At 75.1% G+C, this 23,585-nt stretch carries 21 protein-coding genes and 2 riboswitches; of the genes, 6 read left to right on the forward strand and 15 right to left on the reverse strand.

What is annotated here, in order from left to right; genetic code table 11:
* Positions 1–83: 83 nt before the first annotated feature.
* Both OHA34_RS04665 and OHA34_RS04670 read right to left on the reverse strand, forming a co-directional pair.
* Entirely contained in the window at positions 84–704 is a 621-nt protein-coding gene (locus tag OHA34_RS04665; protein WP_285943072.1) for a maleylpyruvate isomerase N-terminal domain-containing protein, read from the reverse strand.
* A gap of 218 nt (positions 705–922) precedes the next feature.
* Positions 923–1,339: a plectin gene (locus OHA34_RS04670; protein ID WP_329520814.1), complete on the reverse strand. Its 417-nt coding sequence runs from the start codon at positions 1,337–1,339 to the stop codon at positions 923–925.
* Positions 1,340–1,460: 121 nt separating this feature from the next.
* Here OHA34_RS04670 and OHA34_RS04675 point away from each other — a divergent pair, with 121 nt between their 5' ends.
* Positions 1,461–2,042: a TetR/AcrR family transcriptional regulator C-terminal domain-containing protein gene (locus tag OHA34_RS04675; protein ID WP_329520815.1), complete on the forward strand. Its 582-nt coding sequence runs from the start codon at positions 1,461–1,463 to the stop codon at positions 2,040–2,042.
* 80 nt (positions 2,043–2,122) lie between these two features.
* Here OHA34_RS04675 and OHA34_RS04680 read toward each other — a convergent pair whose 3' ends face one another.
* Genes OHA34_RS04680 through OHA34_RS04690 form a run of 3 tightly spaced genes read right to left on the reverse strand, consistent with a single transcriptional unit; the run spans position 2,123 to position 5,000 of the window.
* On the reverse strand, positions 2,123–2,788 hold the full coding sequence (locus tag OHA34_RS04680) for a LutC/YkgG family protein (RefSeq protein WP_285943067.1): 666 nt from the start codon (positions 2,786–2,788) through the stop codon (positions 2,123–2,125).
* Complete coding sequence (locus OHA34_RS04685) at positions 2,785–4,212, reverse strand: lactate utilization protein B (protein ID WP_329522374.1); 1,428 nt, start codon at positions 4,210–4,212, stop codon at positions 2,785–2,787. The genes OHA34_RS04680 and OHA34_RS04685 overlap by 4 nt, the downstream gene beginning before the upstream one ends.
* A 59-nt stretch (positions 4,213–4,271) precedes the next feature.
* Positions 4,272–5,000 carry a (Fe-S)-binding protein gene (locus OHA34_RS04690; protein WP_285943065.1) on the reverse strand — a complete coding sequence of 243 codons (729 nt, stop codon included), beginning with the start codon at positions 4,998–5,000 and terminating at the stop codon, positions 4,272–4,274.
* A gap of 439 nt (positions 5,001–5,439) precedes the next feature.
* Between OHA34_RS04690 and OHA34_RS04695 the strand changes: the two genes are divergently transcribed.
* Positions 5,440–5,643: a DUF5999 family protein gene (locus tag OHA34_RS04695; RefSeq protein WP_285943064.1), complete on the forward strand. Its 204-nt coding sequence runs from the start codon at positions 5,440–5,442 to the stop codon at positions 5,641–5,643.
* Positions 5,644–5,753: 110 nt separating this feature from the next.
* On the opposite strand, the gene OHA34_RS04700 is transcribed toward OHA34_RS04695, so the two are convergent.
* Positions 5,754–6,407: an alpha/beta hydrolase family protein gene (locus OHA34_RS04700; RefSeq protein WP_329520816.1), complete on the reverse strand. Its 654-nt coding sequence runs from the start codon at positions 6,405–6,407 to the stop codon at positions 5,754–5,756.
* A gap of 80 nt (positions 6,408–6,487) precedes the next feature.
* Between OHA34_RS04700 and OHA34_RS04705 the strand changes: the two genes are divergently transcribed.
* Positions 6,488–6,913, forward strand: a complete 426-nt coding sequence (locus OHA34_RS04705; protein ID WP_285943062.1) for a PPOX class F420-dependent oxidoreductase — start codon at positions 6,488–6,490, stop codon at positions 6,911–6,913.
* Positions 6,914–7,084: 171 nt separating this feature from the next.
* On the opposite strand, the gene OHA34_RS04710 is transcribed toward OHA34_RS04705, so the two are convergent.
* A complete protein-coding gene (locus OHA34_RS04710) occupies positions 7,085–8,239 on the reverse strand; it encodes a tetratricopeptide repeat protein (protein WP_285943061.1) in 1,155 nt (384 codons plus the stop codon).
* Between the two features lie 172 nt (positions 8,240–8,411).
* Entirely contained in the window at positions 8,412–11,291 is a 2,880-nt protein-coding gene (gcvP, locus tag OHA34_RS04715; RefSeq protein WP_329520817.1) for an aminomethyl-transferring glycine dehydrogenase, read from the reverse strand.
* Positions 11,292–11,357: 66 nt separating this feature from the next.
* Positions 11,358–11,464: riboswitch (glycine riboswitch) on the reverse strand.
* Positions 11,465–11,560: riboswitch (glycine riboswitch) on the reverse strand.
* A gap of 366 nt (positions 11,561–11,926) precedes the next feature.
* On the opposite strand from gcvP, the gene OHA34_RS04720 reads away from it, so the two are divergent.
* Positions 11,927–14,371, forward strand: a complete 2,445-nt coding sequence (locus OHA34_RS04720; protein ID WP_285943058.1) for a lysylphosphatidylglycerol synthase transmembrane domain-containing protein — start codon at positions 11,927–11,929, stop codon at positions 14,369–14,371.
* Positions 14,372–14,408: 37 nt separating this feature from the next.
* Here OHA34_RS04720 and OHA34_RS04725 read toward each other — a convergent pair whose 3' ends face one another.
* The 7 genes from OHA34_RS04725 to OHA34_RS04755 all read right to left on the reverse strand — a co-directional run bounded on the left by OHA34_RS04725 (position 14,409) and on the right by OHA34_RS04755 (position 20,127).
* On the reverse strand, positions 14,409–15,014 hold the full coding sequence (locus OHA34_RS04725) for a MerR family transcriptional regulator (protein ID WP_285943056.1): 606 nt from the start codon (positions 15,012–15,014) through the stop codon (positions 14,409–14,411).
* Positions 15,015–15,787: 773 nt separating this feature from the next.
* The gene (locus OHA34_RS04730) at positions 15,788–16,258 is read right to left on the reverse strand and encodes a bifunctional nuclease family protein (protein ID WP_285943054.1); all 471 of its coding nucleotides are present in this window, start codon (positions 16,256–16,258) and stop codon (positions 15,788–15,790) included.
* A 136-nt stretch (positions 16,259–16,394) separates the two neighbouring features.
* Complete coding sequence (gene ftsR, locus OHA34_RS04735) at positions 16,395–17,123, reverse strand: transcriptional regulator FtsR (RefSeq protein ID WP_285943053.1); 729 nt, start codon at positions 17,121–17,123, stop codon at positions 16,395–16,397.
* 65 nt (positions 17,124–17,188) lie between these two features.
* Positions 17,189–17,728, reverse strand: a complete 540-nt coding sequence (locus OHA34_RS04740; protein ID WP_285943051.1) for an FHA domain-containing protein — start codon at positions 17,726–17,728, stop codon at positions 17,189–17,191.
* 326 nt (positions 17,729–18,054) lie between these two features.
* Positions 18,055–18,780: a DUF881 domain-containing protein gene (locus OHA34_RS04745; protein WP_285943050.1), complete on the reverse strand. Its 726-nt coding sequence runs from the start codon at positions 18,778–18,780 to the stop codon at positions 18,055–18,057.
* The gene (locus OHA34_RS04750) at positions 18,777–19,109 is read right to left on the reverse strand and encodes a small basic family protein (protein WP_285943048.1); all 333 of its coding nucleotides are present in this window, start codon (positions 19,107–19,109) and stop codon (positions 18,777–18,779) included. Before OHA34_RS04750 ends, OHA34_RS04745 begins: the two co-directional genes overlap by 4 nt.
* A 37-nt stretch (positions 19,110–19,146) precedes the next feature.
* Positions 19,147–20,127 carry a DUF881 domain-containing protein gene (locus OHA34_RS04755; protein ID WP_285943046.1) on the reverse strand — a complete coding sequence of 327 codons (981 nt, stop codon included), beginning with the start codon at positions 20,125–20,127 and terminating at the stop codon, positions 19,147–19,149.
* 166 nt (positions 20,128–20,293) lie between these two features.
* Between OHA34_RS04755 and OHA34_RS04760 the strand changes: the two genes are divergently transcribed.
* Positions 20,294–21,913 carry an ABC transporter ATP-binding protein/permease gene (locus OHA34_RS04760; RefSeq protein ID WP_285943045.1) on the forward strand — a complete coding sequence of 540 codons (1,620 nt, stop codon included), beginning with the start codon at positions 20,294–20,296 and terminating at the stop codon, positions 21,911–21,913.
* 126 nt (positions 21,914–22,039) lie between these two features.
* Positions 22,040–23,482, forward strand: coding sequence for an aminotransferase class V-fold PLP-dependent enzyme (locus OHA34_RS04765; protein WP_329520818.1), 1,443 nt, complete (start codon positions 22,040–22,042; stop codon positions 23,480–23,482).
* Positions 23,483–23,585 lie beyond the last annotated feature (103 nt).

Raw genomic sequence — 23,585 nt, forward strand, 5'->3', positions numbered from 1 at the left:
AAACAGGCGATCGCGACCGTGATCAAGCCCCAGGACCAAGATCACCAATTTTCGGGCATCCGAATGCGGCATTCGGTACCGGGTCAGGCGGGCCAGCCCGGAGACCGGCCGGACGAGCGGAGCACGGTCTCCCACGGGTCGCCCGCGCCGAGCGGCAGGTGCGGGACGCCCCAGTGCCAGGCCGACACCAGCAGCTCGGGGTCGCGCGGCCGGTAGTCGCCGCCCGCCGCGCGGGCCAGGTCCCAGGCGTGCAGGTGCCATTCGACGCAGGCCGCGCCCGCGTGGTCGCCGACGGTGTACTTGGTGCCCCGGTAGATCAGGTGGGTGCGGTCCCACATGTCGGGCATCAGGTCGGCGTAGGCCCCGGCGGACACGGTGAAGGCGACGATCCGCTCCGGACCCGGCTCGGGGTGCAGCACCGCCAGCTCGGTGGCGTTCTGCCGGGCCTGCTGGCGGATCAGCACCGCGCTCGCCACCTCCCGGGCGAACAGCTTGGCCAGCCGACTGTCCGGCGCGTCCTGGAGGTACTCCAGGTAGTTCTCGGCCACGCAGCGCAGGTGCCCGGCCAGGTCGATGGCCTGCCAGTCGGCGCAGGGGGTCGGCACGCTCCAGTCGTCGACACGGGCCGCCATCGCCCGGATCGCCCGCACCCCGTCCGCATAGGACCCGAGGACGCGATGCCGGTCCGGCGGCGTGCGCTCCAAGTGAATGTTCCCCCCGCGTCCAGAGCACCGTCTCGGTGTGCGGCCCCCTTCGCCGGAGCGCGTCCCGCGCGCCCGTCGCGGTCCCGCGCGACGTCGGCGCGGAGCGCCCCGGCGTTCCCCAAGGGGGCAGAATCTCAAAGTTCGGCGGCCGGTGCCACTCGGTGACGTGGTGTCGCGCGAGTGGCCGCTGCACGCCCCCCGGCGCGCCGGCCGCGGCGTCAGACGCCGATCGCCGGTCCCGGCCGGAAGCTCAGCTTGTGGGTCTCGCGGGCGGTGCGCAGCCGGTCGACCTCGGCGGTCCACGGCCGGACCGAGTGCCGGGCCCCGGCCCGGCGGCGGGCGATCTCGGCGGTGCGGCGGGCCTTGGCGTCCTGGGCGCCGGTGACGTAAACCTTGGGGCCCATCTCGACGCGCTCGCCGGCCTCGGCGGCGGCGAGCACCTCGGTCAGCGCGGCCTCGAACGTGCGGGCCAGCGGCCGGAGCTCGGCGGCGGGCCGCTCGTCCGCCTGGGCGGCGCGCAGCGCGTGCTCGGCCCCGGTGGCGGCGGCGAGCCGGTCCCGGTAGGTCGCGGCCAGCCGCCGGTCGGCCTCATACGGCTCTGCGACGTCCTTGCTCACCCGGCGGCCCAGCGACATGGCGGTGCTCCTCAACGTTCCGATCTTCAAGACGCGATCCAGGCAAGGGTACGCGCGGCGCCCGGCGTGTTGTGCCAGGGGACACCAAACTCCGGCCCTTTACGCAGTAAGGTGATCACTTATGGTCCGTCAGCCCAGCATCAACGCGCAGCACCGCCCGCCGCTCTCCATCGAGCGGATCATCGAGGCCGCCCTCCAGATCATCGACGGCCAGGGACTCGGCCGGCTCACCATGCGCAGGCTCGGTGACGCGCTGGAGGTCGAGGCCATGGCGATCTACCACCACCTCCCCCGCGGCAAAGAGCAGCTCCTGGACGGCCTGGTCGAGCACGTCGCCGCCATCCCGGCCGAGACGCACAGCAGCGCGAGCTGGCATCGCGCGCTGCGTGAATGGGCGGGCGCCTACCGCGAGCGGCTGCTCGCCCACGCCGGGGTGCTGCCGCTGGTGGTCACCCGGCGCAACCCGGTGGCCCTCGTCCCGACCGCCGCCTCGATCCAGGAGCTGCTGCGGCAGGGCGGCGTCACCGAGGCCAAGGCCGCCGTCGCGGCGCACACGCTGCTCGGGTACGTGATCGGGCACGCGGCGCTGGAGGTGCGCGGCACGGCCGAGGGCGTCCCGCCCCTCCCCGAGGGGCCGGTCGACTGGGACGCCCGCTTCGTCGCCGGCCTCGACCTCGTCCTCGCGGGCGTCGCCGCCCGCTGACCACCGCCGCCTTCCAGACCGCCGCCTGCCTTCCAGGCCGCCCCCTGCGCCGTCCGCCCGCCGGACATCGCGGGGCGCGGTCAGTCCTCGACGACGAGCACCTCCAGCAGGCGGGGGCCGTGCACGCCCTCCACCCGGGACGCGCCGATGCCGCGGGTCGCCGACGGGCCGCTGATCCAGGTGAGCGGACGGCGCGGGTCGAGGCGCCCGATCGCCTCCGGGACGGTCCCGACGATCTGGTCGGCGTGCACCACGCACAGGTGGTAGCCGGGCACCAGCGTGAGCGCCCGGCGTCCCTGGGCGCGCCCGGCGTCCAGCACGACCGTGCCGGTCTGCGCGACCGCCACCGCGCAGCCGGTCACCACGCCGTCCACGTCGCCGAGGGTCTCCAGGTCGGTCGCGGGCGAGTCGGCGAGCGCGCGCACCCCGTCCAGCTCCGACAGCCATCCGAACGGCAGGTCGGCCGGGACGATGATCCGCTTGGCCTCCCTCCCCCACAGCGCGGCGGCGACGGCGGTGGCCAGGTCGTCGGCGCTCACGTGCCGGACAAGCGCGCGGTGGTCGGCGACCCGCTCGCTGAACAGCGCGAGCACGTCGGCCCGGCCCTCGGCGCCCGCCCCGGGATCGGCTCCGGCGCCCGGCCCGGGAAGCTGCCGGCGGTAGCCTCGCGGGACGTCGGCCGCCGCGCCGCGCGCGCCGCCGATCGCCTCCCGCACCCGCCGCAGCACCTCGTCGCGGGAGCTCACGGGCGCCCGCCGCGCGCGCGGGACGGCCGGCGGGCCCACCAGAAGCGGAAGCTCTCGGCCGGTGGGGCGGGCAGGTCGCGGGCGTCGCTCCATGTGCCGAGCAGGCCGGGCAGCCGCCGGATCCGCCCGCCGCGCGACAACAGCCGGGCCCAGCGAGTGCCGCGCCGCAGCGCCGTCTCGTAGCGACGCCGGTCGCCCAGCGTCCACGCCGCCCCGCGCATCATCAGCAGCTCGGGCGAGGGCACCGGGCGGTGCCGGCGCGACTCGACCACCCGTCCGCGCAGGTGGACCAGGATCTCCGGGATGTCGATCTTCACCGGGCAGACGTCCGCGCACGCCCCGCACAAGGTGGAGGCGAACGGGAGGGACGCGTGGTGCGCGCTCTTGACACCGCGCAGCTGGGGGGTGAGCGCCGCGCCGATCGGGCCCTGGTGGACCGGTCCGTAGGGGACGCCGCCAGTGCGCTCGTACACCGGGCAGACGTTCAGGCAGGCCGAGCAGCCGATGCAGCGCAGCGCGGCCCGCCCGATCTCGTCGGCGAGCGCCTTGGTGCGCCCGTTGTCGAGCAGCACCAGGTGGAACGCGCGCGGGCCGTCGCCAGGCGTGATCCCCGTCCAGGTGGACACGGCCGGGGTCATCCGCTCCCCGGCGGACGAGCGGGGCAGCAACTGGAGGAAGACCTCCAGGTCGGTCCACGACGGCACGACCGTCTCGATGCCGGCCACCGCGATCAGCGTGCCGGGCAGGGTCAGGCACATGCGGCCGTTGCCCTCGGACTCCAGCAGCACCATCGTGCCCGTCTCGGCCACCATGAAGTCGACGCCGCAGACCGCGACGCCCGCGGTCAGGAACCGCTCGCGCAGAGCGGCGCGGACGGCCGCGACCAGGTCGGCGGGATCGTCGGTCAGGTCCGGCGGCGCGCCGGGCAGGCCCCGCAGGAACAGCTCGCGGATCCGCGCCGGGTCGGGATGCGCGTCCGGGCCGTCCGGGCCGTCCGGGACGGCGCCGAGGCCGGCGATCACCTCGGCCAGATCGGTCTCGTGGGTGGTGACGCCCACCGCGGCCAGTGCCGCGTCCAGCCCGATCTCCCGCGCCGCCGCGGGCTTGACCTTGAGCACCCCGGTCTCGCCGGTCGCCCGGACCAGCCCGGTGACGACGCGGCGGGCCTCGGCCGCGCCGGCCGCCCAGTGCACGGTGCCGCCGGCCTCGGTGACGGCGCGCTCCAGCTCCTCCAGGTGGACGTCGAGACCGAGCAGCGCCGCGTCTTTGATCGCCCGTCCGGCCTCGCGGAGCGCCTCCCAGTCGTCCAGCTCGGCGGCGGCGCCCGCCTGCCGGGCCCGTCCGGCCTCGGTGGCGCTGCGCAGGCCGCGGCGCAGCCGGGTGTCGGCCAGGGCGTCCCGGGCGGCGGTCGCGAACTTGGGCATGGGCGGCGGGACCGGCCCGTCCCCCGCGCCCGGCGCTCTGCCGGCCGGTCCGGAGGGGGTCATCCCGGCCCCGTCTCCGCGAGGATCTCGGCCAGGTGCATCACCCGCACGCCGCTGCGCAGCCGGGACAGCGCCCCGCCGATGTGGGTCAGGCAGGAGTTGTCGACCGAGCAGACCACGTCGGCGGACGTGCCCCGGACGTGCCGGACCTTGTCGGCCACCATCGCCACCGACACGTCGGCGTTCTTCAGCGCGAAGGTGCCGCCGAACCCGCAGCACTCGCCGGCGGCGGGCAGCTCGACCAGCTCCAGGCCGCGCACCGCGCGCAGCAGCCGCAGCGGCCGGTCGCCCACCCGCAGGCCCCGCGTCGAGTGGCAGGTCGGATGGTAGGTGACGCGGTGCGGGAAGTAGGCGCCGACGTCGGTGACGCCGAGGACGTCCACCAGGAACTCCGACAGCTCGTAGACCGCCAGGTCCTCGGCGGCGCGGGCGATCGCGGGATCGCGCGCCGCCCGCGCAATGCGCGGGAAGGCCTCGCGGACGGTCGCGGCGCAGGACGCCGACGGCGTCACCACCACCTCGCGGCCCTCGAACGCGGCGGCGAAGCCCCGGGCGAGGTCGGCGGCCTCCCGGTGGTAGCCGGTGGTCCAGTGCATCTGGCCGCAGCAGCCCTGCCCCGGCGGGAAGACGACCTCGTGGCCGAGGCGCTCCAGCAGCCCGGTCACCGCCCGGCCGGTGCCGGGGAACAGCGCGTCGTTGAAGCACGCGACGAAGAGCGCCACCCGCACGGCGGCCTCACCTCCCCCTTCACCCGCTCCGCGTGGCCATCGTAGGGGCCGTGGCCGCCAGGTCCAGGGCGAACGACCGCACACCCGTGGCCACAGGGGGACGCGGCCTCCGCCCAGGGACCGGCGGCGGCAGGACGGCGTCCCGGCGGCGTCCAGGGGCGTCCCCGGCGGGCGGCTCGGGGCGGCCCGCCGCCGTCCGGCCGAAAGATCGGGGCAGAGTTCACCGAACCGACGGCGTGTCGTTCTTCGCCCGATATCGCGCAGAGGGCACGCTATGCCTGACACCTCGGGGTGAGACGGGTCACAGCCGTCCGGTACTCCGGTACCAGGGACAACCGTCCCAACGGGCTATGGCCGCGATGAAGCGAACCGTTCCACACTGAGGTGCGTCACAAGAGGAAGCACCAACCACCGAGTAGTTGAGACCGGAGGCACGCCGATGTGCCCGCACCAGCCGCCCTGTCCCTCTCCCGACCGATCCGATCGCGACGCCGCGCGGACGCTGGCCAGCCACCCCGAGCAGGGGTGGAGCCTGCTGTGCAACGGCGTCGTGCTCTTCGAGGACACCGGTGAGCTGCTGCCCAACGGGGGGATCATCGCACCGCACCGGCCGACGGACCTGAAGGCTCCGTCCGCCGCCTGACCGGTTCCCGCACGGGGACTAGTCCGAACGGGTGATCATTCTCGGGGGCAACGCCACCTGCCCGGAACCTCTGGGCCGATCCCGGTCCGGAGGCGCGCTCCACCCCGCCGCTAGGCGGTCGTCCGGCCCGCTCCGGCGGGCCGGCGTCCAGCCACCCGCGGTCCGGCCGACCAGCGGCGCAGCCACGGCCCGGCCGCCGCGCCCGCCGCCGCGGGGTCCTTCGCCAGGTCGTGCCGCTCGCCGGGGAGCACGGCCACCTGCGCCGCGTCCGCCGCGTCCGGAATCCCGAACGGGTCCCGGTCGCCGTTGACCACCAGTACCTCCACGCCCGCCGCGCGCAGTTCGCCGGCGCGCGACTTGTCCGGCTTGCCCGGGGGGTGCAGCGGGAACGCCAGCGCGATCACGCCGGCCGCGCCCGCCTCGCGCGCCGTCCGGCACGCCACCCGCGCGCCGTTGCTGCGCCCGCCCTGCACCAGCGGGACGTCGCCGTACCGCCGCCGGAGGGCCCCGACGATCTCCAGCCACGCCTCGTCCTGCTTGGCCGCCGGGCCGGGCGCCCGCCGCCCGGCGGCGCGGAACGGCTGGAGCACGCGTGCGACGGCGCCGCCGAGCCCGAGCGCCACGTCGCGGACGGCGAGCAGGTCGGGGGCGTCCACTCCCCCGTTCGACCCGTGCGTGAGGACCAGGAGGAACGGCAGGCCCGCCGGGCCGTCCGGCCCGTCGAGGACGGCCTCGGCGGGGCCGTGCGCCGTCACGATCTCCATGCCTCCACGCTAGCGGCCCGCCCGCGGCCCGCCCGCACCGGCCTCCGGGTAGGAAGATCGCTTGAGGCAGACTGGGGGGCATGAGGGAAATGACTGAGGACGAGTGGCGGGCGTTCGTCTCCGCGGGCACCCGGACCGGCAAGGTCGGCGTGACCCGCAAGGACGGCGCCCCGCACGTGACCCCGATCTGGTTCGTACTGGACGGCCCCGACCTGGTGTTCAACACCGGCAAGGAGACCATCAAGGGCCGCGCCCTGAAGCGCGACCCCAGGGTGTCGATCTCCGTGGACGACCAGGTCCCGCCGTACTCCTACGTGGCGATCCAGGGCGAGGCGACGCTCATCGACGAGCACGCCGAGAAGCTGGAGTGGGCCACCAGGATCGGCGAGCGCTACATGGGCGCGGACCGGGCCGAGGAGTTCGGCACCCGCAACGCGGTGCCCGGCGAGTACCTGGTGCGGGTGCGGATCGGCAAGGTGGTCGCCCATCGCGACCTCGCCGGCTAGGTCCTGTCTCAAAGTGCTTCGGCCGTCGGCGAGCGCGTTACCTGGCCGGCGGGGCGAAGCCGGAGGCGAGCCCTCACCGGCCAGATCGCGAAGCGATGTCGCGCTCGCCCAAGCACGGTCGGCGTCCGAGCCCTAGGCGAGAACGCCGGGCCGGGCGTTTGGAAACACGGCCTAGGCGTCGGGCCAGCCGGGCGGGAGGGCCTGGGCGGGGGCGCCCATCGCCAGCCGGAGCCGCTCGGCGAAGCTCTCGTGCAGCAGCGGGCCCCAGGCGTAGTCGCTCGGTACGCGGACGGCGCCGCCGAGCAGCTCGTGGGTCTGGTCCGGGGGACGCTCCCCCGGACCCTCGGCGTACCGGACGGCCAGCAGCGCGTACATGTGGTCGAGGGCCCCGAACGCCTCGCCGGTCAGGGCCGGCAGGGTGCCGTCGGAGACGGACTGCTCGACCACGGGCTCCCACCACAGGTCGGCGGGGTCGGCCTCGTCCTCGTCGCCGCCGAAGTCGCGGCGGAGCCGGGCCCGCACGTGCGCGGCCACCCCGGGATCGGCCAGGCCCCGGCGCCACACCTCCCTCGCCTCGGCGCCACGGCCGCGCAGCGGCAGCGTCCGGGCGAGCAGTTCGGTGGCGAGCGGGCCCACCTCGGCGTCGGCGGGCGTGCCGTCCTCGCCGAGAGCGGCGCCGAACGCGCCGATCGCCTGGTCGAGGCAGGCGATGCCGAGCGCGACGGCGAGCCGCGCGTAGGCGTACGGGGCGGTGCCGCGGTCGATCAGCTTCAGGCCCGCGGTGAGGATCCGCTGGGCGCGGGCGGCCTCGCCGCGCTCCAGCAGCCGCTGGGCGAGGTCGTGCGCGGCGAGGGAGCCGTACTCGGCGTCCCCGGTCGCGATCGCGTCCTCCCAGTGGCCGCGCGCGGCCTCGAACTCGCCGGCGTCGTCGGCGAGCCGGGCCAGCGCCAGGTGCGCCGGGGGCAGGTAGGCCGGGTTGCCGAAGCCGACCACGGCCCGCCAGGCGGGCCCGGCCCGGTCGTGCTCCCCGGCCCGCTCGTGGGTGAGCGCCAGGTGGTAGGCCGCGCGCGGGCCGTACTCGGGATCCCCGGTCGCGATGGCGGCGTCGTCGGCGGCGCGGGCGCCCGCCACGTCGCCCGCGTCGTCGAGGAGGACCGCGAGCCCGAGCGCCGCGCGGGCCCGGTAGGGGGTCTCGCCCAGCGCGAGCACCCGCTCGAACAGGGCGGAGGCCCGCTCGGCCTCGCCGTCCTCGGCGAGGCGCCGGGCCTCATCGCACAGGCTCGCCGGGTCGTCGGCGGCGGACGCCGCGTCCGGGGACTTGGTCATCGGTCTTCTGCCCTCTGGGGGTCGGGGTCTGCGGAGAGCCTAGCGACCCGGCCCGCCCGCGTCTCGCGACGGCGCGGGTCAACCCGGCAGTCAAGATCACGATTGGGGACGGCCGCCGCGTCCCGCCGCGCCCCACCGGGCGGGACGCGGCGGGACGCGCCGGGCCCGCGGCTCAGTCCTCGAACGCCTCGGGCGGCGGGCAGGAGCACACCAGGTTGCGGTCGCCGTAGGCCTGGTCGATCCGGCCGACCGGCGGCCAGTACTTGCCCTCGCGCAGCGACGGCAGCGGGTAGGCGGCCTCATCGCGTGTGTAGGGGTGCTTCCAGTCCTCGGTGACGAGGGCCACGGCGGTGTGCGGCGCGTTCTTCAGCGGGTTGTCGTCGGGGTCGTGGCCGCCGTCCGCGACCCGCTGGATCTCCCCGCGGATCGCAATCATGGCCTCGGCGAACCGGTCGAGCTCGGCCAGGTCCTCGCTCTCGGTGGGCTCGATCATCAGGGTGCCGGCCACCGGGAAGGACAGCGTCGGAGCGTGGAAGCCGTAGTCGATCAGCCGCTTGGCCACGTCCTCGGCGGTGATCCCGGTCTCCTTGGTGATCTTGCGCAGGTCGGCGATGCACTCGTGCGCGACCAGGCCGTTGCGGCCGGTGTACAGGATCGGGAAGTGCGGGGCGAGCCGGGCGGCCAGGTAGTTGGCGCCGATGATCGCGCCCTCGGACGCGGCGCGCAGCCCGTCCGGGCCCATCATCGCGATGTAGGCCCAGGAGATCGGCAGGATGCCCGCCGAGCCCCACGGCGCGGCCGAGATCGGCCCGACCCCGGTCCCGGCGGGGCCGGCCTCGGCGCGCAGCGGGTGGCTCGGCAGGAACGGCGCCAGGTGCTCGCGGACGCCGACCGGGCCGACGCCGGGGCCGCCGCCGCCGTGCGGGATGCAGAACGTCTTGTGCAGGTTGAGGTGGGAGACGTCGGAGCCGAAGTCGCCGGGCCGGGCGAGGCCGACCAGCGCGTTGAGGTTGGCCCCGTCGACGTAGACCTGGCCGCCCGCCTCGTGCACGGCCGCGCAGACGTCGGAGATGGTCTCCTCGAACACGCCGTGCGTGGACGGGTAGGTCACCATGATCGCGGCCAGCTCGTCCCCGTGCTTGGCGAGCTTGGCGTGCAGGTCGGCCATGTCGATGTTGCCGCCGTCGTCACACTTCACCACGACCACCCGCATCCCCGCCATCACGGCGCTGGCGGCGTTGGTGCCGTGCGCCGACGAGGGGATCAGGCAGACGGTGCGGTCCGTTTGGCCGCGCGAGGCGTGGTAGCCGCGGATCGCCAGCAGCCCGGCCAGCTCGCCCTGCGAGCCGGCGTTGGGCTGCACCGACACCCGGGCGTACCCGGTGATCTCGGCGAGCCGGTCCTCCAGCTCGCCGATCAGCTCCAGGTAGCCGGCGGCCTGCTCGACCGGGGCGAACGGGTGGAGATCGGCGAACTCCGGCCAGGTGACCGGCTCCATCTCCGAGGTCGCGTTCAGCTTCATCGTGCAGGAGCCGAGCGGGATCATCGACCGGTCGAGCGCGATGTCCTTGTCCTGGAGGCGGCGCAGGTAGCGCAGCATCGCGGTCTCGGAGCGGTGGGCGTGGAACACCGGGTGGGTCAGGTACGGGCTCTCGCGCCTGAGGAACGCCAGGCCGTCCGCGCCGGACCCGGCCGGCACCGCGCCGTCCAGGCCGAACGCCCGCCGCACCAGCGCGACGTGCTCGTGGGTGGTGGTCTCGTCGCACGCGACGGCGACGTGGTCGTCGTCCACCAGCCGGAGGTTGATCTCCAGCTCGCGGGCGCGCGCGACGATGCCCGCGGCGCGTCCCGGCACGCGGGCCAGCACCGTGTCGAAGAACGCGCGGTGGACGATCTCCACGTCCGGACCCTCGAGCCCGGCGGCCAGCGTGGCCGCGTGGCCGTGGACGCGCTGGGCGATCGCGGCCAGGCCCTCAGGGCCGTGGTAGACGGCGTACATGCTCGCCATCACCGCGAGCAGGACCTGGGCGGTGCAGATGTTGCTGGTGGCCTTCTCGCGGCGGATGTGCTGCTCGCGGGTCTGGAGCGCCAGCCGGTAGGCGGTCGCGCCCGAGGCGTCGACCGACACGCCGACCAGGCGGCCGGGGAGCTGCCGCTGGATGCCCTCGCGGACGGCCATGTAGCCGGCGTGCGGCCCGCCGAACCCGTACGGGACGCCGAACCGCTGCGCCGAGCCGACGACGATGTCGGCGCCGGACTCGCCGGGCGGGCGCAGCAGCGTCAGCGCGAGCAGATCGGCGGCCACGACCGCCTGGGCGCCGCGCTCGTGCGCCTGCGCGATGGCCGGCTCCAGGTCGCGGACGGCTCCCGACACGCCCGGGTACTGGAGCAGCACGCCGAAGAAGTCGCCTTCGGGCAGCCCGCCGGACAGGTCGGCGGTGACCACCTCGATGCCGAGCGGGACCGCGCGGGTCCGTACGACCTCGATCGTCTGCGGGAGCGCGTCGGCGTCCACCAGGAAGGTGCCCGGGTCCTTGCGCTTGGACAGCCGGTGCGCGAGCGCCATGGCCTCGGCGGCGGCGGTCCCCTCGTCCAGCATCGAGGCGTTGGCGACGGGCAGGCCGGTGAGGTCGGCCACCACGGTCTGGAAGTTGAGCAGCGCCTCCAGCCGGCCCTGGGAGATCTCCGGCTGGTACGGGGTGTAGGCGGTGTACCAGCCGGGGTTCTCCATCACGTTGCGCAGGATCACGCCGGGGGTGATCGTGCCGTGGTAGCCGAGGCCGATCATGGAGGTGAGCACGGTGTTGCGCGCGGCCAGCTCGCGCAGCCGGGCGAGCGCGGCGGTCTCGCTCAGCGCGGGCGGCAGGTCCAGCGGGCCGGCGGCGCGGATCGCGGCGGGCACCGCGGCGTCGATCAGCTCTTCGGGGCCCGAGTAGCCGATGGCCGCGAGCATCCGGTCCCGGTCGGCCGGGGACGGCCCGATGTGCCGGTCGGCGAAGGTCGAACGGGGATTCTGCGGCGACGCCACCGGCGCGAAGTACTGGGCTGTCATTCGGGGAGCCTCCTGGGCTGCTGCGGTCGCTCAGGGCCACCGCCGGCCTCCGCGGGCCGGCGGCAGGTCTCCCCCTCTGTCATCGGCACCTGAGAGCTTCACCCGCCTGGCGGGGTTTCCCCTTCGGTGAGGCGGCGTTCCCATGGAGGGACGCGCCTGCTTTCCAGAGGTGCCTCGCCCGAGCGGTCCTTTTTGCCTGAGAGGTTCCGGGGAGGTTGCCCCTTCGGCGTCCCACGCTGGCGGCGTGGGATCTCTCCCGCACAGGGTCGACGGCATGTCCGATACGACCCTACCCAACCCGCGGGCCGGACGATCGTGGCGCCCCCACCCCGCCGCCGGGGCCGGGGCGCACCGTCCCGCCACCCGTTCGCCACCCGTTCGCCGCCGGCCCGGCGGCCGTTCGCCCTTCCCCCCGCGGTTCGCCTGACAAGTACGATATCCACAGCTCACGGCGAGGAACGGGGCCTGGGCACGGGACGACGAGGGGGATGTGAGCCGGGTGGACGCGCGCGGCCGGGTCGACGCCGCGCCGCCGGATCTGGGACGCTGATCACAGTGACAGGCCCCGACGGCGGTGCGGTGTGACGCGGACCCGCGGCGAGACGGCCCCGACCGGGCCGAACACGGTGTCCGCCGTGCCCGTGGACGAGCCGCCCCGCCCCGACCGGATCCGCCGCCCCGCCGACGCGATCCGCTTCGCGGCCGCCCTCGCCGGGCTGGCCGCGATCATGCTGCTGGTGTCCATCGCCCAGCAGACCACGCACGGGCTCCAGACCGACATCGCCGAGGGCACCGCGCACGCCCCGCGGCTGCTGCTGTCCCTGGCGACGCTGGCCTCCAGCTTCGGCGTCCTGGCGGTGCCGGTCGCGTTCGCGGTCGAGCGGCTGCTGCACAAGGACGGGATGCGGGTCGCGATCGCGCTGCTGGCCGCGGTGATCGCGTTCGGGCTCACCGTCGTGCTGGACGACTGGGTGGTCCCGGCCGCGCCGGGCGGGGTGCTCGACTCGCTGATCTGGGGCGGCACCGAGACCGCGCCGGTGCACACCGACATCGCGCCGGTGATCGCGTTCGTCAGCGCGGTCGGGATGACCGGCCGGGCCCGCTGGCAGGCCGCCACCTGGACGATGATCGGGCTGGCCGCGCTGACCGGCCTGACCGCCGCCTACGCCTCGGTCGCCGCGCTCGCCGCCACCTACCTCCTCGGCCGGGCCATCGGGCACGGCACCCTGTACGCCGTCGGCACGCCCAACCCGAGGCCGCCCGGCGCCGCCGTGGTCGCCGCGCTGGAACGGATCGGGCTGCGGCCCGTCCGCGCCCGCAGCCTCTGCGACGACGACCTGCCGGTCAACGCCGACGACCCGCGCCGCTACGCCGTCACCCTCGGGCCCGCGCCGGACGCCGCGCCCGGCGGCGACGGCCTCGCCGCCGCCGGGAACGGGCACGGGCCGTCCGGCGCCGGGCAACGGCTCGAGGTGCGGGTGCTCGACCGCGACCAACAGAGCGCCGGGCTCTTCTACCGGATCTGGCGGCTGCTGCGGCTGCGCGGGGCGACCACCGGGCGGGCGCTGCGGTCGCTGCGCCGCTCCCTGGAGCAGGAGTCGCTCATGGCGTACGCGGTGGACGCCTCGGGCGCCCGCACGCCCCGGCTGGTCGGGACCGCGGAGGTGGGCACCCAGGCGGCGCTGCTCGCCTACGCCCAGGTGCCCGGCCGCCCGCTCGGCGCGGTGCCCGACGACGACCTCACCGACGCGCTGCTCTCCGACGTGTGGCGGCAGTTCCAGCGGCTCCAGGCGAGCCGCCTCGCGCACCGCCGGCTGGAGGGCGAGGCGATCCTCGTCGGCGACGACGGCCTGGCCTACATCACCGACCTGCGGGCCGGGGAGATCTCGGCGGGCGACCTGGCGCTGCGGCTCGACCTGGCGCAGCTGCTGACCACCCTGGCGCTGCGCACCGGGCCCGAGCGCGCCGTCGCCGGCGCGGCGGCGGTGCTGGGCGAGGAGGCGCTGGCCTCGGCCGTGCCGCTGCTCCAGCGGGTGGCGCTGTCACGCGCCACCCGGTCGGCGCTCCGGCACGACCGGGATCTGCTCTCCCGGATCCGCGAGCAGATCGTCCGGCTGAAGCCCGAGACCGAGGCCGCGCCGATCCGGGTGGAGCGGTTCCGGCCCCGCACGATCGTCAGCATCGTGGCGCTGACGATCGCCGCCTACATCGTCTTCCCCCAGCTCAGCAGCGTCGACCTGAAGGAGCTGGTGACCAGCGCGACCTGGTGGTGGGTCGCGGTGGCGCTCGGCGCCGCGGCGGTCACCTACCTGGCGGCGGCGTTCATGCTGATGGGCTTCGTGCCCGAGCGGCTGCACCTGGGGCGCACGGTGCTGGTCCAGGTGGCGGCCTCGTTCGTCAAGCTGGTCGCGCCCGCCGCGGTCGGCGGCGTGGCGATGAACACCCGCTACCTCCAGCGCTCGGGGGTCCGTCCCGGCCCAGCGGTGGCGAGCGTCGGCGCGTCCCAGCTGATGAGCATGATCACGCACATCCTGCTGCTGATCATCTTCGGGTTCATCACCGGTTCGACCCACACCGCCACCCGCGACCTGGCCCCGTCCCGCAAGATCGTCATCGTGCTGCTGGCGGTGGCGGTCCTGGTCGGGGCGGCCCTGACCATCCGGCGGGTGCGGCGGGTGGTGACCGGACGGCTGAAGGCGATGTTCTCCGGGGTGGTGCCGCGCCTGGTGGACGTGCTCCAGTCGCCGAAGAAGCTGTGCACCGGGATGGGCGGCACGCTGCTGCTCACCCTCGGCTTCGTGGTCTGCCTGGACTCCTGCATCCGGGCGTTCGGCGGCTCGCTGCCCTGGACCGCGGTCGTGGTGGTCTTCCTCACCGCCAACGCGCTCGGCTCGGCGGCGCCGACGCCGGGCGGCCTGGGCGCGGTCGAGGGCGCGCTCACGCTGGCGCTGACGATCTCGGGGCTCACCGCCGAGACGGCGACGTCGGCCGTGCTGCTGTACCGCCTGCTGACGCTGTGGCTGCCGGTGCTGCCCGGCTGGGCCGCCTTCGCCTACCTCCAGCGCAAAGAGGCCATCTGAGGTCCGTCCGGGCCGGTCCGCGGGCGCGCGGAGGGGGTCAGCCGGTCCTGCGGACGCGGCGGCGGTGCGCCAGCTCGTCCTGCGGGTGCCCCGCGTCGTCGTCATCGTCGCGAGCGGCCTTCTCGCCGGGCAGCTCGGCGAGGCTGCCCTCGACCTCCTGCCACACCCGGCCGAGCGCTATGCCGAAGACGCCCTGGCCGCCCTGGAGCAGATCGACGACCTCGTCGGGCGAGGTGCACTCGTACACGCTCACGCCGTCGCTCATCAGGGTGATCTGCGCCAGGTCGTTGACGCCGCGGTCGCGCAGGCAGGACACCGCGACGCGGATCTGCTGCAACGAGACGCCGGTGTCGAGCAGCCGCTTGACGACCTTCAGCACCAGGACGTCGCGGAAGCTGTAGAGCCGCTGGCTGCCCGAGCCCTGCGCCGCGCGGACGCTCGGCTCCACCAGCGCCGTGCGCGCCCAGTAGTCGAGCTGGCGGTAGGTGATGCCCGCCGCCGCGCAGGCCGTGGGACCGCGGTAGCCGACGTCCTCGGGCGGCGACGACACCTGGGTGTCGAAGAGCAGGCCCTGCTCTCCGGCGCGCTGGGACGCCATGTGCCTGTCGGGGGTCGCCCTGCCCTCGCCGCTGCTCACCGCCACGCGGACCTCCGGCTTCTATCAGCCCGCCGCGCTCCGTCAAGGGGGTTTGACGGATTGCACCACGGGTGTTCCACCAGCACGGTAGGTGCCGGTCAGAGTGTGGTCAACGTTCGCCGTCGGCGCGTCGCATGCCCGGATGAACCGGCTTCACGTGGGCAAACTGCGCACCTCCGACCTCTACGCACTCCTACCCCGGTCGTCACCCAGCGGAAACGGCCTGGTCCCGGGCAATGCACGAGCACGCAGCGGGGAGCACGAACGTGCAATCCACGCCCCCGGTCACCGGAAACCATCGGTGAGCGCGCCACCTCGGTCAACGCGACGCGCCGGGCGGACGGCCACCCGGATAAGACCGGAGACGCCGGGAGAGGACGGAAGAGGGCGGAGACGGCACGGAACGCACTGTAACGCCCGATGCGTCACACGGGCGCCGCCGGGCCGAAGGCAAGGACGAAACCACCCCGGCCGGACGGCGGGCCCGGTCCGCGCACAAGGGCCGGGGGGCGGGCCCGGTCGGCGCACAAGGGCCGGGGGCGGGCCCGGTCGGCAGGTAAGGGCGGAGGTGGGCCCGGGTGCGCACGAGAGACCGGACGCCGGAGTCGGTGGGGGCTCACGGGGCCGGAACCTGCGGGTCGGGCGAGAAGCCCAGAGCGGCCGGTCGGGCGAGAAGGCCGCGGCGGGCGGCCGGGCCGGACGGGTCAAGCTCCCGTGTCAAGTCTCCGGAGCGGGCCCGGCGAGGCGGACTCCTGTGGGAGGGGTGGCCTGGCGGAGGGTCAGCCGGCGCGGCCGAAGTCATCGGGGGAGATCGTGTCGAGGAACTCGCGGAACTTCTCGACCTCGTCCTCCTGCTCGTCGGGGATGGCGACGCCCGCGTCCTCCAGCACGTCCTCGCTGGCGAAGATCGTGGCGCCGGTGCGCAGGGCCAGCGCGATGGAGTCGGAGGGGCGGGCGCTGACCTCGACGCCGTTGGAGAAGACCAGGTCGGCGAAGAAGATACCCTCGCGGAGCGCGGTGATGTTGACGGTGCGCAGCTGGACGCTCAGCGCGTCGAGGACGTCGCGGAACAGGTCGTGGGTGAGCGGGCGCGCGGGCAGCACGCCCTGCTGGGCGAAGGCGATCGCGGTGGCCTCGACCGCCCCGATCCAGATGGGCAGGTACCGATCGCCGTCCGTCTCCTTCAACAGGACGATCGGCTGATTGGAGGGCATCTCGACCCGGACGCCGACGACCTCCATCTGCTTCACTGCGGCTCCCTGCTGGTCGCTTTCCCGATCACCACGTGCCCGGATCGACTCCTGACCGAACCCTGTAGCCAACGTACACCCCGCCTCGGACGGCGCGCGGCGCCGCCGGCGGGGCAAAAAACACCGCGGCCCGCGATCAGGGGTCGAGGCTTTCGCGGAGCCCCATGGAGACCAGGGCGGCGTGCAGCCGGACCGACAGCGCGGCGATCTCGCGGGCGGTCTCGGCGGCCTCCTCGTGGGCGCCGGGGCTGCGGCGGCGGAGCTGGGGGGCGACCAGCTGCTCGACCAGGGCCACCTGCCGGTCGGCCGCGGCCTTGATCGTGCGCAGGTGCCGGACCTCCAGCCCGAACGCGCCGAGCGCGGCGGCGGCGCGGGCGACGCCGAGGGCCTCGCCTCCGTAGTGCGCGCCGCTGCGCCGGACCAGCCCGTACTCCTCGAGCCGGGCCAGCATCTCCTCGTCGACGCCCGCGCCGTCGAGGAGCTGGCGCCGGGTGAGCCGGACCGCGGGCTCGTCGGCGGTGGTGTCGGCCGCGACCAGCGTGCGCTCGCGGCGCGGGGCGGGTTCGCCGCCGGTGCGCCGGGGCGGGGTCTGCGGCACGGCCTCGCCGTTGTCGCGGGCCTCCAGGTGCTGCCGGATCACCCGGAGGGGGAGATACCGGTCACGCTGGGCGGCCAGGATGTAGCGGAGCCGGTCGACGTCGGCCTCGCAGAACTTGCGGTACCCGGACGGGCTCCGCTGCGGCTCGACCAGGCCCTCCGCCTCCAGGAACCTGATCTTGGAGATCGTGATGTCCGGGAAGTCCGCGCGCAGCAGCCCCAGGACGTCCCCGATCGTCATCAGCGACCGGGCTGCCTGCGCGCTCATCGCCCCACCCATCGTCGCGACCCCGTACTCCCCCGTTCTGCCCGCACTGTGCTCCGGCCGCCTGGTCAGCCGTGCTGCGGGTTGGTCAGGAACACCAGGCGGAACTTGCCGATCTGGACCTCGTCGCCGCCGGACAGGCCGGCCTGGTCGATCCGCTGCCGGTTGACGTAGGTGCCGTTGAGGCTGCCCACGTCGCTGACGGAGAAGACCCCGCCCTGCACCGCGAACTCGGCGTGGCGGCGGGACACGGTGACGTCGTCCAGGAAGATGTCGCTCTCGGGGTGGCGGCCCGCCGACGTGCGCTCCTTGTCGAGCAGGAAGCGGCTGCCGGCGTTGGGCCCGCGCCTGACCACCAGCAGCGCCGTCCCGGGGGGCAGCGCCTCCACGGCGATCTGGTCGGCACCCGCGGGCTCCTCGGCGGCCGGGGCGTCGGTGTCGAGCGCCTCGATGCCCTTGATAGAGATCGTGGAGGTGGACTCCCCGGGGGACTCCCGGGGAGGTGGGGACGAGGGGCCACTCCGGCTCAGCGGAGTGCCACAGTTCGAGCAGAAGCGGGCATCATCCGGGTTGGCGTGACCGCACTGCGTGCAGTAGACGCTCGGCATCGATCGGCTCGGCCTCCTACCATCGGCGTGCCGCCCGCGTCCCCCCGTACCGGCGGAGCCGCCTGCGCCACGCGCATCCATCAACCAACCCACGCCGGGGACCCGCCCCCGACCACGGTCCGACTCGCCGCCCGCTTTCCCGACGGTTGCCGCAACTTACGCGGGTAGTACCCGAGGGGTCAACTGGAACGGCCTGCCGGCCGACCCCCAAGCTACCTTCGACAATGATCGCAGGTCTACGCCGCCGCGCGGACCGCGTTCCGTCACCATCGGTGACGGCCCGGCCTCCGTCCGCGGCACCGGGTGCCCCGCGCCCCCGTCGCCCCTCACCGAGACCGTATCGCGCTGACGGCCATCCGTGTGCGCGGGGTGATCGAGACGGCGGCCCCGGCGGCCTCGAGCGTCCTGACGACGCCACCGGGGATGTTCAGGGCCGTGGTCATGGTGTGCGGGTCGCCGATGGCCAGGAAGCGGTACGGGGGCCGCAGGAGGCGGCCGTCGGCCTCGATCCCGCCGGCGGCGTCCAGGAAGTAGGTGCCGGCGCCGGCGCGGACGTCGTTGACCTGGATCACCTCGGCCCCGGAGTCGCGCAGCTCCTGGAGGCCGTCCAGCAGGTTCACCGAGCGGACGGCGGTGCGCGGGTCGGTCACCAGCATCTCGATGCCCGGCCCCTCGGCGGGCAGGGTGCCGGCCAGCAGCCCGTAGGTGGTCGCCCGCTTGCGCGCCTCCTCCAGCGCGGTCTCGCCCTGGACGTCGCGTTCGAGGTCGCCCTTGGTGTCCTCCAGCTCGCGCAGGTCGCCGCGGAGCCGCTCGGAGCGCTGGCCCAGGTCGGACAGGACCCCCACCAGCTCGTCCTGGCGGGCGGTGGCGAAGGTGGTGTCGCGCTTGTTGGACTGCACCTGGGCGACCACGGCGAACCCCAGCACGAGGCACAGCAGGCCGCCGGCGAGCTGCCCCCAGGTGGTGCGGGGCCGCAGCAGGTCGATCAGCCCCGCGAAGCCCCTCGGCGGGCGTTCGGCGGGCGCGTCGTCCGGTTCGGGCGCGGCGGTCATGCGCCGAACAGCTTCCGCCGGATGGCCGCCGCGTTGGAGAAGATGCGGATGCCGAGGACCACCACGACGCCGGTGGAGAGCTGGGAGCCCACGCCGAGCTGGTCGCCGAGGAAGACGATCAGCGCGGCGATGATGGTGTTGCTGACGAAGGAGACGACGAACACCTTCTCGTCGAAGATCCCCTCCAGCCGGGCCCGGACGCCGCCGAACATGGCGTCCAGCGCCGCCACGATCGCGATCGGCAGGTAGGGCTGGAGCCACAGCGGCACGGTCGGCTCCAGCACGAAGCCCAGCACCACCCCGGCCACCAGGCCGATGAGCGCGATCACCCTCGGCCCTCCTCTCGCCCGGTCACCGTGTCCCCCGTCACTGGCCGCCCCCGTCCCCGTTCCCGCCGTCCTGCCCGTCGCCCTGCTCCTGGGGCCGCGCGTACCGCGGTTGCAGCGCGCCCGCGGCGGGCAGCCGCACGCGGTCCGCGCGGCGGGTCTCGTACCGGATCCGGTAGCGGTCCTCCAGGAGGCGCAGCCGCCGGTCGGCGGCGGAGTCGCGGAAAGCGTCCCGGACGGCCCCGGCGTCGCCGAGGGCGGTCACCTCGTACGGGCCGGTCAGCGGCCGGTAGTCGACCAGGATCGCCTCTCCGGCGGTGCGGATCGCGGTGGTCGCCGTGAGCCGCTGGCCGTTGACGCCGATCGCGGTGGCCCCGGCCGCCCAGAGCCCGTTCACCAGGATCTGGAGATCCTGATCATAGACCCGGCCGTCCTCGGCGCCCCGGCCGTCCCGGCCGGGGCGCGGGGCGTCGTCGAGGGTGACGACGAAGGCGGGGCCGGACGCGGGGGTGGCCGCGGCGGCGGCGCCCGCGGCGGCGAGGTCCTCGCGCGCGTGCCGTCCCGCGGTGCTGCGGGCCAGGGCCACGGCCCGCGCCCGCTCGGTCTCGGCCCGCAGCCGGTCCAGCCGCCGCTGGAGCTCGTCGCTCTCGCCGGTGCGGGCCCGGATCTCGTGGACGAGCCGGGACCGCTGCTCGGCGGCGACCGGCTCGCTGCGCCGCACCTCGGCGCCGGTCACCGCGACCAGCACGCCGACCAGTGTCAGGACGAACAGCACGCCGGCGCCCCCGAGCCGGCCGCGGCGCGGGGCCGGGGCGGCGCCCTCGGCGGCGCGGCGGGCGGCGGCCTCGGTGTACCCGGGGTCCAGGACCTTGCCGGCGAACAGGTCGGACAGCAGCGACATGGACGCGTCGGGCCGCCGCCATCCCCGCGCGGGGCCCGCCCCGGACGCCCCGGACGCCTTGGCGGGCTCGGCCGGGCTGTGCGCCTCGTCCGGCCCGGGGGCGCGTTCTGGTCCGCTCACGGCCCCATCATGGCAAGCACCGCCAAATCGCGGCGCAGGTCAACGGCGGGCCGGGGGCGGCGCGGCGCGGCGCGGCGGGCTGCGGCCCGTACTGGACTCGGCGACCACGTTCGGTCATCGTTCGTAGCGGCGGGCGGCGCGGGCGACCTACGGGGAGTGGCCGGAGATGATCGAGGTAGTGGCGGTCGGGCAGCGGGCGGACGGCGGGCGGCGCACGCTGCGGGACGTGTCGCTGACGATCGGGACGGGGCAGCTCGTCGCGATCATCGGGGGCAGCGGCGCGGGCAAGACCACGCTGCTGGACGCGATCGCGGGCGTGCGGCCCCCGGCGGAGGGCGAGGTCCGGTACGACGGCGACCGGGGCGCGCTCGGGTACGTGCCGCAGGACGACATCGTCCATCTGGAGATGCCGCTGCGGCGCACCCTCCGGTACGCGGCGGGCCTGCGGCTCCCGGCCGGGACGGGCGCGCGGGAGATCGACCGGGCGGTGGACGCCGCGCTGGAGGCGCTCGCGCTGACGGGGCTGGCCGGGCAGCGCGTCGGGTCGCTGAGCGGCGGCGAGCGCAAGCGGGCCAGCATCGCGGTGGAGCTGCTCACCCGGCCGGGGACCTTCTTCCTGGACGAGCCGACCTCAGGCCTCGACCCGGCCACGGCCGCCGACCTGATGCGGCTGCTGCGCGGCCTGGCGAACTCGGGCACCACGGTGGTGCTGACGACGCACCACGCGCCCGACGCCGCCGTGTGCGACCGGCTGGCGGTGCTGACGCCGGACGGGGCGCTGGCCTTCTTCGGCTCTCCGGACGAGGCGCGGGCCCGGTTCCGGGTGGACGCGATCGAGGACATCTACCTGCGCCTCGGCGAAGCGGAGGCGCCGCAGGACTGGGACCGGCGGTTCGGCGGCGCGTCCGCCGCCGTCCCCTCCTCGCGGCCCGCGGCGGAGCCGCAGGCGCCGCCGCCGGGACGGCCGGTCGGCGCGGTGCGGCAGTGGCTGCTGCTGACCCGCCGCAACCTCGACCTGCTCACCCGCAACCGGCTCACGCTGGCGGTCCTGGCGGGGTCGCCGGTGATGGTGCTGGTGATGTTCGCCGTCCTGTTCCGGCCGGGGGCGTTCTCCCCGCAGGCGCCGAGCCCGTCGGCCACGGTCATGATCCTGTTCTGGATCGCGTTCGGCGGGTTCTTCTTCGGGCTGACCTACGGCCTCCTCCAGATCTGCACGGAGCTGCCGGTGCTGCGGCGCGAGCGGCTGGCGGGGCTGCGCGCCGGGCCGTACGTGCTGGCGAAGGCGGCCGTGCTGCTGCCCCTGCTGGCCGTGGTCGACGCGCTGATGCTCGGGGTGCTGCGGGCGCTCGAGCGGCTCCCACGGGCCGACTGGGGGACGTACGGGGGGCTGTTCGTCACGCTGCTGCTGTGCTCGGTGGCTGCGCTCGCGCTCGGGCTGCTGGTGTCGGCCGCCGTCACCGACCCGGCCCAGGCCACCATGGCGCTGCCGATGCTGTGCTTCCCCCAGGTGCTGTTCGTGGGGGCGATCCTGCCGGTTCCGGTGATGGCGGCGCCGGGTCGGTGGCTGAGCTACGCGATGTCGAACCGCTGGGCCTTCGAGGCGCTGGGCCACAGCCTCGGTGTCGAGCGGCTGTGGGCGGCGGGCGGCTCCCCGCTGGGGCCGCCGCTGCTGGCCTCCTACGGCGGGACGTTCTCCAGGGCGGTGGGCGTCGACTGGGCCCTTCTCGGCGGCTTCACGGTGTTCTTCCTGGCCGCCACCTGCCTCGTCGTGGCCCGGCGGACCTGACCGGCGAGGGGACCGGGGCGGCCGGAAACCTGCGAGGCCGATAGAGGCCATATCGAATCTTTGTCGACATTCACCCGGCATTCGGATCACCCTGGTGGGAACGGCGATTCTCGCTCGGGGGGCACCATGGGGACCACGTCCGGATCCACCCTCGGCGCGATGCCGGGGCACCCCGGCGGCGCGGCGGAGGACCGGCTCGACGAGCTTCGCGCGGCCGAGTACGGCTATCTCGACGCCGAGGGCCACGCCTACCTGGACTACACCGGCGCGGGCCTGCCGGCCGACGCGCAGCTCCGCGCGCACGGCGAGCGGCTGCGCGGCCACTGCTACGGCAACCCGCACTCGGAGAACCCCACCTCGGCGGCCTCGACGCGGCTCGTCGAGCAGACGCGGACCGCCGTGCTCGCCTTCTTCAACGCCTCCCCCGAGGAGTACGCGGTCGTGTTCACGGCGAACGCGACCGGCGCGTGCAGGCTGGTCGGCGAGGCGTACCCGTTCGAGGACGGCGCCCGGCTGGTCCTCACCGCCGACAACCACAACTCCGTCAACGGGATCCGGGAGTACGCCAGGGCGCGCGGCGCCCGCGTCACCTACGTCCCGGCATGCCCGCCCGACCTGCGCGCGCGTGAGGAGGACGTCGTGGCCGCGTTCGGCCAAGGGGCGCCGGACGGGCGCCGGGGGCTGCTGGCGTTCCCCGCGCAGAGCAACTTCACCGGAGTGCAGCACCCGCTGAGCTGGGTCGGCCTCGCGCACGAGCGCGGCTACGACGTGCTGCTGGACGCCGCCGCGTTCGTGCCCGCCAACCGCCTCGACCTGAGCGAGGTGCACCCGGACTTCGTGCCGGTGAGCTGGTACAAGGTGTTCGGCTTCCCGACCGGCGTCGGCTGCCTGGTCGCGCGGCGGGAGGCGCTGGCGCGGCTGCGGCGTCCGTGGTTCGCCGGCGGGACGATCCAGGCGGTCAGCGCGCTCGGCGGATGGCACGTTCCCGCGGGCGACGAGACGGCGTTCGAGGACGGCACGCTCAACTTCCTCGCCATCCCCGACGTAGCGTTCGGCCTGGACTGGATCACCGCGATCGGCCTCGGCCCGATCCACCGGCGGGTCGCCCGGCTGACCGCCCTGCTGCTGGAGCGGCTGACGTCCCTGCGGCACCCGGACGGGACGCCGCTCGTCCGCCTCTACGGGCCGTCCGGCGCGGAAGGGCGCGGCGGGACGGTGGCGTTCAACGTCCTGGACGCGCGGGGCCGGGTCGTCGACGAGCGGATCGTCGCCCGCGACACCGCCGCCGCCGGGATCTCGATCCGCACCGGCTGCTTCTGCAACCCGGGCGCGGGCGAGGGCGCCTTCCGCATCGGCGCCGGCGCCCTGCGCGGCGACCTCGGGCACGGGACGCGGTCGCTGGACGAGTACCTGGAGCTCCTCGGCCTGCCGAGCGGCGGGGCGGTGCGGGCCTCGCTCGGGCTGGTCTCCAACACCGCCGACGTGGAGCGGCTCGTCGGGTTCCTGGCCGGCGCCTACACCGGGAGCGTGCCGGACACGTCCGGCCTGGCCCCCCGCGAACGCTGCTAGGCCGTGTTTCCAAACGCCCGGCCCGGCGTCCTCGCCTAGGGCTCGGACGCCGACCGTGCTCGGGCGAGCGCGACATCGCTCCGCGATCTGGCCGATGGGGCTC

The sequence above is a fragment of the Spirillospora sp. NBC_01491 genome (assembly GCF_036227065.1).
GTDB classification, from domain to species: domain Bacteria; phylum Actinomycetota; class Actinomycetes; order Streptosporangiales; family Streptosporangiaceae; genus Spirillospora; species Spirillospora xylanilytica.